The sequence below is a fragment of the Bacillus sp. AFS012607 genome, from assembly GCF_002558005.1.
Taxonomy (GTDB): Bacteria; Bacillota; Bacilli; order Bacillales; family Bacillaceae_G; genus Bacillus_A; species Bacillus_A thuringiensis_S.
Genome location: NZ_NTVM01000002.1, coordinates 301959 through 315734 on the forward strand (window position 1 = coordinate 301959; position 13776 = coordinate 315734).

Sequence of the window (13776 nt, forward strand, 5' to 3'; positions counted from 1 at the left end):
ACCTCACTTCTTATGTAAATATTTATTCTGCCATAAACTCTCACTATTATATCGTGGAATATTCAAATCGAACAGTGGTTTGTTTTTATTTTAATATAAGATAAAAAATCAACATTATTTATTATGTACTGCAAATAAAGTTTTGATTTCAACCGTAATTTACTCTTAAAAAGAAATGCTAAACATTGACTTGCACAAATTTCAAATAAAAAAGTACCCATCTAATTGTCATACGCAATGAGAATTAGATGGGTACTGCATGATACATTTAGTTTTTACATGTATTGTTTGGAGAAAATTGCAAATAACGACTTATACTCGCCTTATTAAGACCAAACCCAAACATCATCATTATTTTCAACGTTGCTCTTTACCTCATGAACTTTTTCAATGTTATCCGTTGTGTTCCAGTTAATAGAACTTCCACCCCAGCCTACATACTTCATATCAATTTTCACTTTCTCACCCACATTAAATACTTGTCCCTTTGTTAAGAAAACATCAATAATAACTTTCTTACCATTTAGCGATGGATACTCAACTACGACATATTTAGTAGAACCGTCTCCTTCATCTTCCATCGTTCCTACTTTTGATACTTCCCCAATCACATAATCGGGTGAGCCATCTTCTTTCATGTGCATACCTAACTTGTTTGTTGTATTTTCAACTGCAGTTGCAACCATATATTCTGTAAAATTACGCATCATAGATCCAGTAGCTTTTACTTCATCTCCTACTTTCACATTTGAAAATGAATCAATATACACACTAACAGGTTCTTCGTATTGCTTAGATTTTACGACAATTACACCGTTATCTACTTCTACTACTCGTCCTTCTAACGTCGAGAAGTTCGATTCAATAGAAGCTGCACTCGCTTTTGTTACTTCTAGTCCTGGTAAATTTGTTCCTGATAATGCTGCGATCCCTAAAGCACCTGCTAAAATTATTTTTTTCATACCCATTATGAAACATCTCCATTCATGATGATTGTATTTGTTTGATTGGTATCGACCAACCTGTAATCATTATAGTTACAGGTTGTGAAAATAACAACCGTTTTCCTCATGCAATGTTGCATACTGTAATTTTTAAATATACAACAATGAGTCTAGATTCTCGAGTTACAGCAGGTGAAATTGTTGATGATGAAGAAGCTAATGTTATGCATCATATTTTTCAGCGCTACGATTTGTATAGCCGTAGTTCATTACATTATGTAGGAGCGGGATTCATATGTTAATAAAACCAAAGAGATTACAGCCAGGAGATATCGCGGCGACAGTAAGTCCTTCATGGGGAGGAGCAGGTGATTCTGAAATAAGATGGCGATATGAGCAAGGAGTAAAAAGATTAGAAGAGGTTTTTCGTCTTACGGTTATCCCAATGCCAAATAGTTTAAAAGGTAGCGAATACCTTTATAACAATCCAGAGGCTCGTGCGGAAGATATAATGACTGCATTTAAAGATACACGCGTGAAAGCAATTATCGCGAATATTGGCGGTGAAGATAGCATCCGGTTACTCCCCTATATAGATTTTAATGTGATACGCGAAAACCCGAAAATTTTTATGGGGTACTCTGACGTTACTATTTCACATTTATTTTGTCATAAAGCAGGCCTTTCCTCTTTATACGGTCCAGCAATTTTGACTGATTTTGCTGAAAATGTAGAGATGGATCCATATACAGTTGAAATGGTAAATCGAACTCTCTTTTCAAATGAAACGATTGACGAAATTCAACCAGCTCATGAATGGACGAGTGAGCGTTTAGAATGGATAGAGAGTAATAAGGATACAAGACGTACGATGCAGCAAAACAAAGGATATGAGCTACTTCAAGGCTCTACTACTGTACAAGGGCGTTTAATTGGTGGTTGTATAGAAGTACTGGAATTTGCAAAAGGAACGGAACTTTGGCCTGAGAAAAAACATTGGGAGAATAGTATTCTTTTCTTTGAAACCTCTGAAGATCATCCGGAACCAAGTTATATAAAATATTGGTTACGAAATTATGCAGCGCAAGGTATTCTGCAAAAAGCAAAAGGTATCATCTTCGGTAAACCGAAAGATGAACAATATTATGAAGAATATAAACATGAAATACTGCTGGTTATGAAGGAACATCATTTAGAAGATTTACCGATTCTTTATAATTTAAATTTTGGCCATACCGAGCCAAAGTTTATTTTACCTTACGGCGCGTTGGCAGAAATTGATTGTGAAAATGTATCTTTTTCTATTTTAGAGAGTGGCGTGGAATGAATAAAAACACTCCTATGAGATATGTCTGTGAATTGGTACTTTTTAAAAGTATATAATTGGAGGGAGATTACGTGTATGGAAGTAACATTTACAGTAAGTAAATGGGATGAAAAACCAATCGATGATACTAAAAAAGATTTCCCTATTAATATTGCACATGTCGAATATGATATTGATGGTGAATTAAAAGGAAAAGCTTTTGTTGAATACTTCTTATATTATTTAGACTCAAATATAAATGATGGTCACTTAGCTACTGCTAAAATTTCTGGATTTTTACACTTTGAAGGAATTTATAAGGGGCAACAAGGGACATTTACAGCTATAGAGCAAGGAATATTTGATAAAGGAAATTTAGATTCCCCAGGAACAATTATTAAAGCTACTGGTAACTTAGAAAATCTGAGAGGGTCCTATAATTATCAGTTTACAGGTCAAACAAGTAAACTAATTTTAGAGTTGGAATTTTAGCAAAATATCCTATAATTTAGTGGAAAAGACATTTCTTGTAATACTAGGAATGTCCTTTTTGTTGACGAGCTAGTACGTTATAGTCACCACCAATTTTTATAGGCAGCGTTGATGTTAATAGTCCTTGTACAACGAATCTCCCTTGCTCATCTGGCGTAACATGATGAACACCTTCATCTTTCGATACTTCCGTAAATAGCGCAACATCTTCTTTTGTAAACGTTCGTTCAAAGGTGATTTTTTCGCCTACTTGTAATTTCATCCCATGCGCCTCCTCAAAAACTCTTTTAAAATAAGAAAAACCGAAACTATAATCATTTCGGTTTTTCAATCTAAAGAAGTCTATTTATTTTAATGAATGTACAAACAACCCGCTGCGCAGTTTCGGTTCAAACCACGTTGATTTTGGCGGCATAACTTCTCCAGCGTCTGCGATTGCTAATAAAGCTTCCATTGATGTCGGATATAATGCGAATGCTGCTTTATATTCACCGCTCTTTACAAGGTGTTCTAGTTCTTCTAATCCGCGGATTCCTCCGACAAAATCGATGCGTGAATCAGAACGCGGATCATGTATTTCAAGTACTTGACTTAATAAATGATCTTGCAGGATAGATACATCTAAACCTCTAACAAGATCATTCGCATCAAATGTTTCTTCTTTCACAGTAAGCTTATACCACTTCTCATTTACATACATACCAAATGTTTTTGGCTCATTTGGTTTATACGGAGAAACAGGTGCTTCTTCTACATAAAAGTACTGCGTAATTTGATTTAAAAACTGTTCCTCTGATAAGCCATTTAAATCTTTCACAACTCGGTTATAGTCCCAAATCGATAATTCATCCTGAGGGAATAATACAGATAGGAAGAAATTAAACTCTTCTTCTCCTGTGTAATTTGGATATTGTTCTCTTCGCATAAGTCCTACTTTTGCAGCTGATGCAGAACGGTGATGCCCATCTGCAATATAAAGATTAGGAATATCTTCAAATGCGTTTACTAAAGTCGTAATTACATCTTCATCTGCAATCTTCCACGCAACATGCTTAACACCGTCTTCTGCTGTAAATGTATAAATTGGCGCATGCTCTTCTTTCCAGCTTCTAATTAAATGCTTTACTTCATCTTTTGTACGGTACGTTAAAAAGATCGGACCTGTATTTGCGTCACACACATCTACGTGGCGAATACGATCTAACTCTTTTTCATGACGTGTTCTTTCATGTTTTTTAATTGTATCATCTTCATACTCATCAATAGATGTACAAACGACAAGGCCTGACTGCGTTCTTCCTTGCATCGTCAGTTCATAAATATATAGCGCTGGCTCTTCATCTTGTATGAACACTTCTTCTCGTATAAATTGCTTTAAATTGTCGCCCGCTTTTTCATACACGCGATCATCATACGGTGACAGTTCAGGGTCTAAATCAATTTCTGCTTTATCAACATGCAAGAAAGAATATGGATTCCCTTTTACAACTTCCCTTGCCTCTTCACTATTTAATACGTCATACGGTAAAGCTGCCACTTGTGCCGCTTTTTCCTCTACTGGACGAATGGCCCGAAACGGTCGTATTTTTGCCACATTCCTCTCTCCTTTACACAATCATTCGAACGGCTACAACACCTGTAATTTTGCTTATATTTTCTACAATATTCTCTTTTATTATATCATCAATTCCGTTATCGATATCAATCATTGTATATGCCCAAGAATGTTTACTACGATTAATCATATCGGCAATATTAATATGATGTTCCGCTAAGCATCCTGTAATTTGCCCTACCATATTCGGGACGTTTTGATGCATAATTGTAATTCGTTTCTTTCCGATATACGGCAATTCTACGTTTGGATAATTTACTGAATTACGAATATTTCCTGTCTCTAAATATTCACGTAATTGGCGCGCTGCCATGAATGCACAGTTTTCTTCTGATTCGGACGTAGATGCACCAAGGTGAGGCGTCGCTGTTACATTTTTCATCTTTATCACATTTTCATTTGGGAAGTCTGTTACGTAATGCGTAATAACATCTTCTTCTAACGCTTTTTGAAGAACATTTTCATCTACAAGTTCTCCTCTTGAGAAATTGAATAAACGCATACCTTTTTTCATCTTCTCTATAGCGTGTTCCCCAATAATTCCCTTCGTTTGATTTGTAAGAGGAATATGAAGGGTAATATAATCACACGTTGCAAAAATTTCATCAAGGCTAAATGCTCTTTGCACATGTGTAGAAAGACGCCAAGCTGTTTCAACTGAAATATAAGGATCATATCCAATAACGTCCATCCCTAACGCTAACGCATCGTTCGCAACTAAAGCACCGATTGCGCCAAGGCCAATTACACCTAGACGTTTTCCTGCAATTTCTGATCCAACGAATTGTTTTTTTCCTGATTCAACAAGCTGCGGTACTTCTTCACCCTCTAAATTTTTCGTCCAGCTTACACCGTTAATAATGTTACGTGAAGACATAATAAGGCTGGCGATAATAAGTTCCTTTACTGCATTGGCATTCGCTCCTGGTGTATTAAATACTACAATCCCTTTTTCTGTACATCGCTCGACAGGAATATTATTTACACCAGCACCAGCTCTTGCAATCGCCTTTAAGTCTTTTGAAAACTCTTCTTGGTGTAAAGAGTAGCTACGAAGTAAAATTCCATCTGGGTGATTGATTTTATCCCCTACTTCATAGCGCTCTCCGCTAAGTACTTGCAAACCTTTTTCTGCAATTTGATTTAACGTTTGAACACGAAACATATTCCCATCTCCCTATCTATTCTCAAGCTCAAATTCCTTCATATAATCTACTAATCGTTTTACGCCGTGTGCTGGCATCGCATTGTAAATACTGGCACGCATACCGCCAACTGAGCGATGTCCTTTTAACGTAACAAGGCCGCGTTCCTTCGCTTTTTGTAAAAACTCATTGTTAAGTTTTTCTGACGGTGTTGTAAATGGAATGTTCATAAGTGATCGATACGCAGGATCAACTGGTGAAGTAAACAATTTAGATTCATCTAAAAAATGATAAATAAGTGAAGATTTCATTCTATTTTGTTCTTCAATCGCAGATACTCCGCCTTGCTCTTTCAACCACTCTAGTACAAGTTTTGTTACGTAAATACTAAAGGATGGCGGTGTATTATATAAGGAGTTATTTTTACTGTAAGTTTCATAATTTAACATTGTCGGACAAGAGCGATCTGCTCCCCCAATTAAATCTCTTTTTATAATAGCAATCGTTAAGCCCGCAGGTCCTAAATTCTTTTGCGCCCCCGCATATATAAGACCAAACTTCGAAACATCATATCGCTCTGATAAAATATTTGAGGACATATCCGCAACGAGCGGCACTCTTTCTACATGTGGAATGTCCACATATTTTGTCCCCTCAATTGTATTATTCGTTGTAATATGTACATAATCTAGTTTTTCATCACTTAATAAACCGTCCAGTTTAGGAATCGTAGTAAACTTCTCTTGCTCGGAAGAAGCAATCACTTGTACTTCCCCAACTTTTTCGGCTTCTTGTAGTGCCTTTTTAGACCATGAGCCAGTTAGTATGTATCCAGCTTTTTTATACGTATTCATTAAGTTGAACGGTATCATAGAGAATTGTAATGACGCACCGCCTTGTAAAAATAAAATATCATACTCATCAGGGATGCTCATTAATTCACGAAGTAAGTTACTCGCTTCCTCTATAATACTTTGAAAATAAGAAGATCGATGACTCATTTCTATAATAGACATGCCTGTCCCGTTATAATTTAAAAGCTCCTTTTGCACTTTCTCTAAAACTGGCAAAGGGAGTATTGATGGTCCTGCTGAAAAATTATAGACTCTCTCCATTACCCTCATAACCTCCCTATTTCTCATTCGATTATTTTTTAAACTTTCTGAATTATAACCCAAAATATAATATATGGTCAATTTGTTTTCTATTATTACGACGCAAGACGCGATGGAATCGCTTGCAAGTGCAGACTTTTTATATATACATAAAAAAGTGTTAAGTACATAATTGCACTTAACACTCTAATAATAGAATAATAATAGCTAGTCGTTCGTAAAGAACCGATCAAAAATTTGATAAATAGCAGAAAGACCAATGAGCCAATAAATAGTGTCCACAAGCGCCGGCATAGAACCAAACCATTTCTCAACTACATTGTAATCTAACGCTACAAATAACCAATTCAAACCGCCGAGAATCACCAAAATTACTGTAAGGTAAGACAAAAATTTCATTATGATTGCCCCCTAGGTGATAAGATGGTGAAAGGCCTTTCACTAGAAATATATGTAGTAATCTTTAAAACTTACCTATTTTATAAAAATTATTTTCGGTACCACCCGTTAATAACTGCCTCTGCTTCTTTACTATGTATTTGATACGCATGTGTACTATCATTAGAGCCAATAAACCAAATTGAAAAACCTTTAAAATATGGTTTCGGTTCTAATACATCGCGGTAAGCACGCCATCCATTTAATTGTACATCTTTTGAAAACACATTTGAAACATCTGGATTCCACGGATTTTGTAATCCAAGTTCACGCGCCGGAACGTTAAACCCACCGAAGTAAACTGGTTTTCCTGTTGCATTATGTAATTGTTCCAATTGCTGAACAACATTTTGTCCACGATTATACACTGTCGTCGCAAATAAACTTTTCTTTACTTCTTCATATGTTGGATTTCTTTTTCCTGAAACTTCAAACCAACTATCAATACTTACAATATCCACCTTTTTTAAATACGGACGATTGATTTTCTCTTTAAACTTCGCTTCATAAGAAGGGTCCCAGCTTGCTGTTAACCACCAGTTCATTTGATACAAAACATTTCCTTTATACTGATTACGAACAAAATCAATTGTATCGCTCCAGTATCCTTCTGCATACTCCATATTCACGAAATTAGAAGCAATCTTTAGTCCATACACATTGTATTTACTTGTAATGGAATTAAAAATATCTTGCAGAATAACCGTCTTCCAATTCCAGAAGAAATCATTAATGTTACTTGGGTTCCATTCTGTCTCTCCAACATTCCCCTGCTGAATATACGGGAACGGTTCCACTATAACTTGAATATTACGCTTTAATAATTCTTGAATTAAAATAATAGCTTGTTGCTTTTGCGCTTGATTAATTACCATGTTTGTAGAAGTCACATTTGGGATATCTACCTGAATCGGTACATTTACTGTATTTAAATTTAAGCGCTCCACATCCGCTAATACTTTCGCTACATTTCCAACTTCCCATACTGTTACGTTTCCTGATTTGATTTTTCCAGATTGAACAGTATTTACATCTGCCTGTACATTTCCTTGAAAACAAAAAGAAAACAACATAATAAACACTCCTAAAAAACTTATTAAACTCTTATTTTTCTTCACAACTTTCCCCCTATAATTTTTGGCTTTCTTGATTATTTTATACAAAGTTTCATATATATTCCACAAAAAATCCAATAAATTTTTATTGATAAAAATGCTATTCATCCTTTATTCACATCTTACTCATACTAAGCCCCTAAAAATAGTAAGATAAATAAAAAAGGAACGGATTTCCGCTCCTTTTTATCTTTTTACGATTATCAATCCATTTCCCTTTTAGGCTCTACCAACATGATGTGGGATTCCTTTTCAGTGAAAGGTTTATGCTCAACGCCTCTCGGGACAATAAACATCTCGCCCTTAGAAATTTTCACCTGTCCATCACGGAAATCGATGAACATCTCCCCTTCAAGCACAATAAATAGCTTATCCGTATCAGGATGCTCATGCCATATAAAATCTCCATTAGCTTTAAAAAGCTGAATTTGATCATCATTCATTTCACCAATCACTCGTGGATACCAATAATCGTTAATTTTAGATAACTCGTCATTTAGTTTAATAGGTTGGTAATGGATAATAATCCCTCCTCATTTTTAACTTCCACTATATTACAATAATCTAAGTAAAAAAGTCGTCATTACGCTTAAAAAGAAAATGCTCCGGCCAGAACTTTTCATTCAGATAGTACAAAGGAGTGATTTCAATGAAAGTTCTTTCAATCCAATGTTTCCTTTAACTCTCCATAAGTATAGAACAGTGATTTTCAAATAAGAATGGACCCCTGTTGACATTAGTATGGATTATTGATGAACTTCTCGCGATATTTAGTAGGCGAAATGCCAACTCGCTTCTTGAAGACTCTACTAAAATAAAAAGGGTCTGCAATTCCAACAGCCTGCGAAATTTGTTGTACAGGCACACCACTTGTACATAACATTTTTTGAGCCATCTTTATACGATAGTTCAATAAATATTCTGCTGGCCCCATACCTGCATGCTTTCTAAACACGTAAGAAAGACGATTTCGATTAACATTATTTTGTTCTGTAAGCGTATGTATTGTAATATCTTTATAATAGTATTTTCGAACGTAACTAGATATTCGTTCGAATAAAGTATGCGACTCATAGTTGTTTTCTCTATTGACAACACTTAATAAAGCTTCATTCAACGCTTCGCGAAACAGCATTTCGGTCTGAAGCATCGAAATGCCTCCACGCTGATTATACACATCCCAAAGACGCATAAGTAATTCGACAAGACGAGGAGATTGTCCTGTTAATAATTCAAAATGCTGATGAGTAAAGCCAGAGTCTTCTCGTTCTGGATTGCTTATCTGATATAAAACAAGAATATATTCCCAGTTTATTTCACCAAGCATTTTATGGGCTAATGTCATTTTTGCACCCCCATGTATAACTTTTCCTGGGGAAAGGATATACGGCGTACCATTAAATTGAAATTGCGTCTTCCCTGTAAGTGGAAATACAAATCCTGGGAAAGAATCTGTAGACTCAGCACAAGGCACACCTGGATTTTTAGCATAACGATATACTCCTTCTACTCGGAAAGGATTATTGGCAAGATACTCTGCTAACTCATTCACGTCCAACTTCACAATGCACGCCTCATTTCAATAATAGTTTTCTTGTAATTCGCGAGATTAATTGGTGTACATTCTGGGCAACGCTAAACTAAAAATAGTACATACGACTTAACAAGATCTGGTTATTAACCTATAAATATATTGTTTTTCATTTATTGACAAAAGTATCCTCCCTATATTATTGATAATGATTTTCATTGTAGTTTGATAAAAAAACATTTGTCAAGTTGGATGGCGTAGAAAAATGACGAAACAAGGGGTACAGAGGGACCGTTCTGTTGCAAATAATACCTGGTCTTTGTTAACTAATTCCCCTCAAAACTGGAATAATCATGTTAATAGTTGTAATGGCTTTATTTGTTACAGCACTTGCAGCATGTGGAAATAATCGTAATCCTGAAGAAGTTGCTACAGCGTATTTCGAAGATGGAAACAGCCTACTATCAAATTAAATGATAGTAGGCTGGCTGTTAAAATTATTTAAGAACTGGGTTATGTTCTAAATGATAAGCTTTCATTATCAAAAAGATTATTACTAGTCCCTCCACAAACAAAAACACCCTATCACTTCGGTTCTAAATTTAGCACCTTCCCCTCTATTCCCTCCGTATTCAATGTAGTCGTATGATACGTTCCACTTACCCAATCATCTATTTGATCATGATACCAATCACTTCTAAAATGTCCCGATTGTCCTGGTCCCACTATATGATAACCGTTTGACATATCTTTCGTATCAATAATGAATCTCCAAGACGCTCCGTGATTTACAATGCCGTTATCGCCGTAACTCGCTGCTTGCACGGTAACTTGACTTCCGCCAATCGGGACTGGTTTCTCACGATTAAAAGCGAGTAGTGCTAACATACTAGATGATTTTGAAATTGGATGTGTAAAAGCGAGTTGATGGTAATCGCCCCACTTCCACTCTCCAACATCCGGTCCATATTCCTTCTGCAATTTCTTCATTACATTCTCGTACGATGTATGCACAACTTTTGTGAAACCTCCGTACTTCGTAAACCACGCGCTATTTTCTCCCGCTACTTCTTTTCGAATCAATTCATCAACAACTTGTGACTTCCCTTCAAATAACTTCATTACATCTTTCGGTATTTCTTTTGAAAATAACGTATTTGAAATCTCTTTCATTAATAAATAGAATATTAATGGTGCCGGTTCATCTTTACTATCGTAAAAATTCCACTTTGTTAATTGGTTTACGCCTTCTTTCTCTACCTCATTTAAAGATGCTTTATTTAACTCTTTTAAAAATATAGGAGTAAACTCTTTCCCGTATAAATTCTTTTGATCCATCTGTAACTCTTCTAAATCTTTCACCGTATACTTTTCCTTCTCTTGCAAAAATTCTTGAATACGCATTTGCCTATATGGCTGCGCCCACGTATTGCTAATATGATACGGATAATCATCATCAACAATTTTATTATTCGCAGTTGAAATAAAACCTTCTTTCGGATTTATAACTTTCGGCAGCTGATTAAATGGAATATATCCTTCCCATTCATATTCATCTGTCCATCCTGGAACAGGCAAGCTACCATCGCCTTTTTTACGCACTGGTATATTTCCATTCGCTTTATAAGCAATTGTGCCGTCGTTTGATGCAAACACAAAGTTTTGGGTTGGTGTATGAAACTCTTGAAGAGCGGTTTCAAACTCATTCCAGTCTTTTGCTTTGTTCATATTTAATACAGCTTTTAACTCAGCTGACGGTTCTAAAGCTGTCCATTTCAAAGCAAATACTGTTTTCGTTTTCTCCTTCCCCTTATTCGCAAACTCTGAAATTACTGGTCCATGCCTCGTAATCGTAACGTTATAAGGAATTGTCTTCCTGCCTTTTACTTTAATAGACTCGTCAACAACGGTAGCTTTCTCCCATTTGTCGTTATACAGAAATTCATTTTCATTATTAGGATTTCTCTTCTCAATATATAAATCTTGCACATCAGGCCCCGTATTCGTAACGCCCCACGCTATTTTTTCATTATGGCCTAATATAACACCTGGTACTCCAGCGAAAATAACGCCACTCACATTTAAACCTTTCATTTCAAGTCGCGTTTGATACCAAATAGAAGGCGTCGCAAGAGATAAATGAGGATCATCTGCTAAAATCGGCTTACCTGACGCACTCTTCTCACCGCTCACAACCCAGTTATTACTACCGTTAAACTCCGGCGGAATTATCGTTTTTGAAAAACTTTGCGCTACGTCCACATTTGTATTTTTCAGTTCAGCTAGCAATCTAGGGGCATCTTTCGGATATGTAGGAAATAGCTCATTCGCTTGCTCTTTCGAAAGGTTTTTCAGCGCCCAATATCGAAACGCCTGTCCATGCCAATGTCCTCCTAAGTCAAACGCCATATACTTTCCAATTGTTAAAGAATCCACGATTGACCATTCAGAAGGCTCATAACCTAATATAGTAAACTCAACCGGCAATTTCTTTTCCACTTTTGCCTCACGTATAAAAGCGTTCACCCCATCAGCAAATGACTGCAGGGCATATTTTGCTTCTCCATCATATTGACTAACTGAAGCTTCTGCCGCTCGCCGTAAACCGAGTGTTCGAAACAATTTATCTCGGTCAACAGCTGCTTCCCCAACAACTTCACTTAACATACCAGAAGCTTGTCTTCTACTTAAATCCATTTGGAACAACCGATCTTGCGCTTGTACATATCCTTGCGAAAAATATAAATCATGTGCATTTTCCGATTTAATATGCGGGACACCTTTACTATCCCGCTTTACCGTAACAGCGTGTTGTAAATCCTCTAGCTTTATCGTTCCATCTATCTTTGGCATAGATTTCAGCGTATATATATTCAAAAAAATCGCAGCGGAAATAACTAACAAGAGAACGATACTACTAGCCCAAATAAAAATTCTTCTTCCCCTTTTTCGTTTCTTCTTTATAACTACCTCCATATAACCACCCCTTTCTCACACTATTCGCTTCTATAGTAAAAGAACCTTTTAGACTAGAAAAAATCCTTATCCAAACTATGGATCATACAAACCGAATACTTCTCTCCTATGGATTCCTTCACTAAAATCTATTCGTTCTTTCTTACACCAATTCCTCAAAATCCCCTTCACATAAACTAACGTTTTCTTATTATTTTCAAACGCAATTTTAAGTGCCTCTAACACTTTCTCTCCAGAAAGTCTTTGTATCCAATTCTTCAATTCCTTCACAATATACGGGGATAAACTACTAATATTTTGTTCATAAAACTTATAAACTTCACTATTTGGAACGCCCTCTTCTATGGTTTCTATCTCTTCCTCTTCTTTTTTCTCTTCAATAACTACTTGTGAACTACTATTATCCTCTTCTTCTGGCATACCAAAATACTGCAATAATAATGGAATCGTGTATTCTTCTTCAAGGCATTTACGTAAAAATATATGTATGAACTCATTACTTTTTACAGTCTTTAACTCACGTAATACGCACTTCTCCACATTCGTATTTGAAATAGGGTTATAGTGTAACCAGTTTATTATGAATACCTCTTTCGTTTTCGTATCATATAGAATCTTTCCATACTCAACAAACCTGTTTAGCAGCTTCTCAACAGTCTCCATACTATAACCTGTTTCAAGCTCTGCCACACGCTTCGGTAATATGTAAATACCACATTGCTTTGTTTTCGTACCAGTTAACAAATATATGTAAAAATAACGCTCCTCTGGCGTTAAATCTAATATGAATTCATCTTGCCAAAAGTTCACCTGCACATTACGGTATACCGCCATATGTTTCCCTCCACTCTTTGCTAGTAAATAGGAAAATTTTAATCCTTCATTATAAAGATAGGCATGCGGGAATGGTTTTGGCATTCGAATTACAATTTTTTTACTACTACAACGCCGGTTTCATTTTTTCGCGCTTGTTTTGTTCTTTTAGTTGTTTTTGTTTTTGTTTTTTCTTAGTGATTTATTACTTGGTAGGGGCTTATGAGGGGCTTGGAAGGGCATTCTACATTACAATCTATCAAATACAATTTGTTCTTCCTACTAA

General features: G+C 35.9%; 13 protein-coding genes and 1 pseudogene. 3 read left to right on the forward strand and 11 right to left on the reverse strand.

All coding sequences use genetic code 11. From position 1 onward, the window contains the following. Window positions 1–326 precede the first annotated feature (326 nt). Window positions 327–968: an ATP F0F1 synthase subunit alpha gene (locus CN409_RS01870; protein ID WP_086396816.1), complete on the reverse strand. Its 642-nt coding sequence runs from the start codon at window positions 966–968 to the stop codon at window positions 327–329. Window positions 969–1003: 35 nt separating this feature from the next. On the opposite strand from CN409_RS01870, the gene CN409_RS01875 reads away from it, so the two are divergent. The 3 genes from CN409_RS01875 (at window position 1004) to CN409_RS01885 (ending at window position 2742) form a co-directional block, all read left to right on the forward strand. Then, on the forward strand, window positions 1004–1246 hold the full coding sequence (locus CN409_RS01875) for a hypothetical protein (protein ID WP_000579227.1): 243 nt from the start codon (window positions 1004–1006) through the stop codon (window positions 1244–1246). Then, complete coding sequence (locus tag CN409_RS01880) at window positions 1240–2271, forward strand: S66 family peptidase (RefSeq protein ID WP_086396814.1); 1032 nt, start codon at window positions 1240–1242, stop codon at window positions 2269–2271. Before CN409_RS01875 ends, CN409_RS01880 begins: the two co-directional genes overlap by 7 nt. 75 nt (window positions 2272–2346) lie before the next feature. Then, the gene (locus tag CN409_RS01885; RefSeq protein WP_081143398.1) at window positions 2347–2742 is read left to right on the forward strand and encodes a DUF3224 domain-containing protein; all 396 of its coding nucleotides are present in this window, start codon (window positions 2347–2349) and stop codon (window positions 2740–2742) included. Window positions 2743–2803: 61 nt separating this feature from the next. On the opposite strand, the pseudogene CN409_RS01890 reads toward CN409_RS01885, so the two are convergent. The 10 genes and pseudogenes from CN409_RS01890 to CN409_RS01940 form a co-directional block, all read right to left on the reverse strand. Continuing rightward, window positions 2804–3004, reverse strand: a pseudogene (locus tag CN409_RS01890) (hotdog family protein); the annotation flags it as partial. Window positions 3005–3088: 84 nt separating this feature from the next. Continuing rightward, a complete protein-coding gene (locus CN409_RS01895; protein WP_086396812.1) occupies window positions 3089–4336 on the reverse strand; it encodes a DUF1015 domain-containing protein in 1248 nt (415 codons plus the stop codon). A 13-nt stretch (window positions 4337–4349) separates the two neighbouring features. After that, complete coding sequence (locus CN409_RS01900) at window positions 4350–5522, reverse strand: 3-phosphoglycerate dehydrogenase family protein (protein WP_086396810.1); 1173 nt, start codon at window positions 5520–5522, stop codon at window positions 4350–4352. A gap of 12 nt (window positions 5523–5534) precedes the next feature. After that, a complete protein-coding gene (serC, locus tag CN409_RS01905) occupies window positions 5535–6617 on the reverse strand; it encodes a 3-phosphoserine/phosphohydroxythreonine transaminase (protein ID WP_086396808.1) in 1083 nt (360 codons plus the stop codon). A 207-nt stretch (window positions 6618–6824) separates the two neighbouring features. After that, window positions 6825–7016, reverse strand: coding sequence for a DUF378 domain-containing protein (locus CN409_RS01910; RefSeq protein ID WP_000670804.1), 192 nt, complete (start codon window positions 7014–7016; stop codon window positions 6825–6827). 89 nt (window positions 7017–7105) lie between these two features. Continuing rightward, the gene (locus tag CN409_RS01915) at window positions 7106–8173 is read right to left on the reverse strand and encodes a glycoside hydrolase family 113 (protein WP_000739768.1); all 1068 of its coding nucleotides are present in this window, start codon (window positions 8171–8173) and stop codon (window positions 7106–7108) included. Between the two features lie 200 nt (window positions 8174–8373). Next, window positions 8374–8613 (reverse strand): cupin domain-containing protein, encoded by a 240-nt coding sequence (locus CN409_RS01920; protein WP_000997179.1) that lies wholly within the window; start codon window positions 8611–8613, stop codon window positions 8374–8376. Window positions 8614–8906: 293 nt separating this feature from the next. Further along, a complete protein-coding gene (locus CN409_RS01930) occupies window positions 8907–9734 on the reverse strand; it encodes a helix-turn-helix transcriptional regulator (protein ID WP_000762792.1) in 828 nt (275 codons plus the stop codon). A gap of 552 nt (window positions 9735–10286) precedes the next feature. Beyond that, window positions 10287–12677: a penicillin acylase family protein gene (locus tag CN409_RS01935; RefSeq protein WP_097981013.1), complete on the reverse strand. Its 2391-nt coding sequence runs from the start codon at window positions 12675–12677 to the stop codon at window positions 10287–10289. Window positions 12678–12752: 75 nt separating this feature from the next. Next, a complete protein-coding gene (locus tag CN409_RS01940; protein ID WP_140159753.1) occupies window positions 12753–13595 on the reverse strand; it encodes a DnaD domain-containing protein in 843 nt (280 codons plus the stop codon). Window positions 13596–13776 lie beyond the last annotated feature (181 nt).

Bases quoted from the DNA above. Each gene is read 5' to 3' on its own strand.
- CN409_RS01920 (WP_000997179.1), bottom strand. From the start codon at position 8,613: ATGAATGATGATCAAATTCAGCTTTTTAAAGCTAATGGAGATTTTATA.
- CN409_RS01940 (WP_140159753.1), bottom strand. From the start codon at position 13,595: ATGCCAAAACCATTCCCGCATGCCTATCTTTATAATGAAGGATTAAAA.
- CN409_RS01935 (WP_097981013.1), bottom strand. From the start codon at position 12,677: ATGGAGGTAGTTATAAAGAAGAAACGAAAAAGGGGAAGAAGAATTTTT.
- CN409_RS01880 (WP_086396814.1), top strand. From the start codon at position 1,240: ATGTTAATAAAACCAAAGAGATTACAGCCAGGAGATATCGCGGCGACA.
- CN409_RS01870 (WP_086396816.1), bottom strand. From the start codon at position 968: ATGGGTATGAAAAAAATAATTTTAGCAGGTGCTTTAGGGATCGCAGCA.
- CN409_RS01885 (WP_081143398.1), top strand. From the start codon at position 2,347: ATGGAAGTAACATTTACAGTAAGTAAATGGGATGAAAAACCAATCGAT.
- CN409_RS01910 (WP_000670804.1), bottom strand. From the start codon at position 7,016: ATGAAATTTTTGTCTTACCTTACAGTAATTTTGGTGATTCTCGGCGGT.
- CN409_RS01900 (WP_086396810.1), bottom strand. From the start codon at position 5,522: ATGTTTCGTGTTCAAACGTTAAATCAAATTGCAGAAAAAGGTTTGCAA.
- serC (WP_086396808.1), bottom strand. From the start codon at position 6,617: ATGGAGAGAGTCTATAATTTTTCAGCAGGACCATCAATACTCCCTTTG.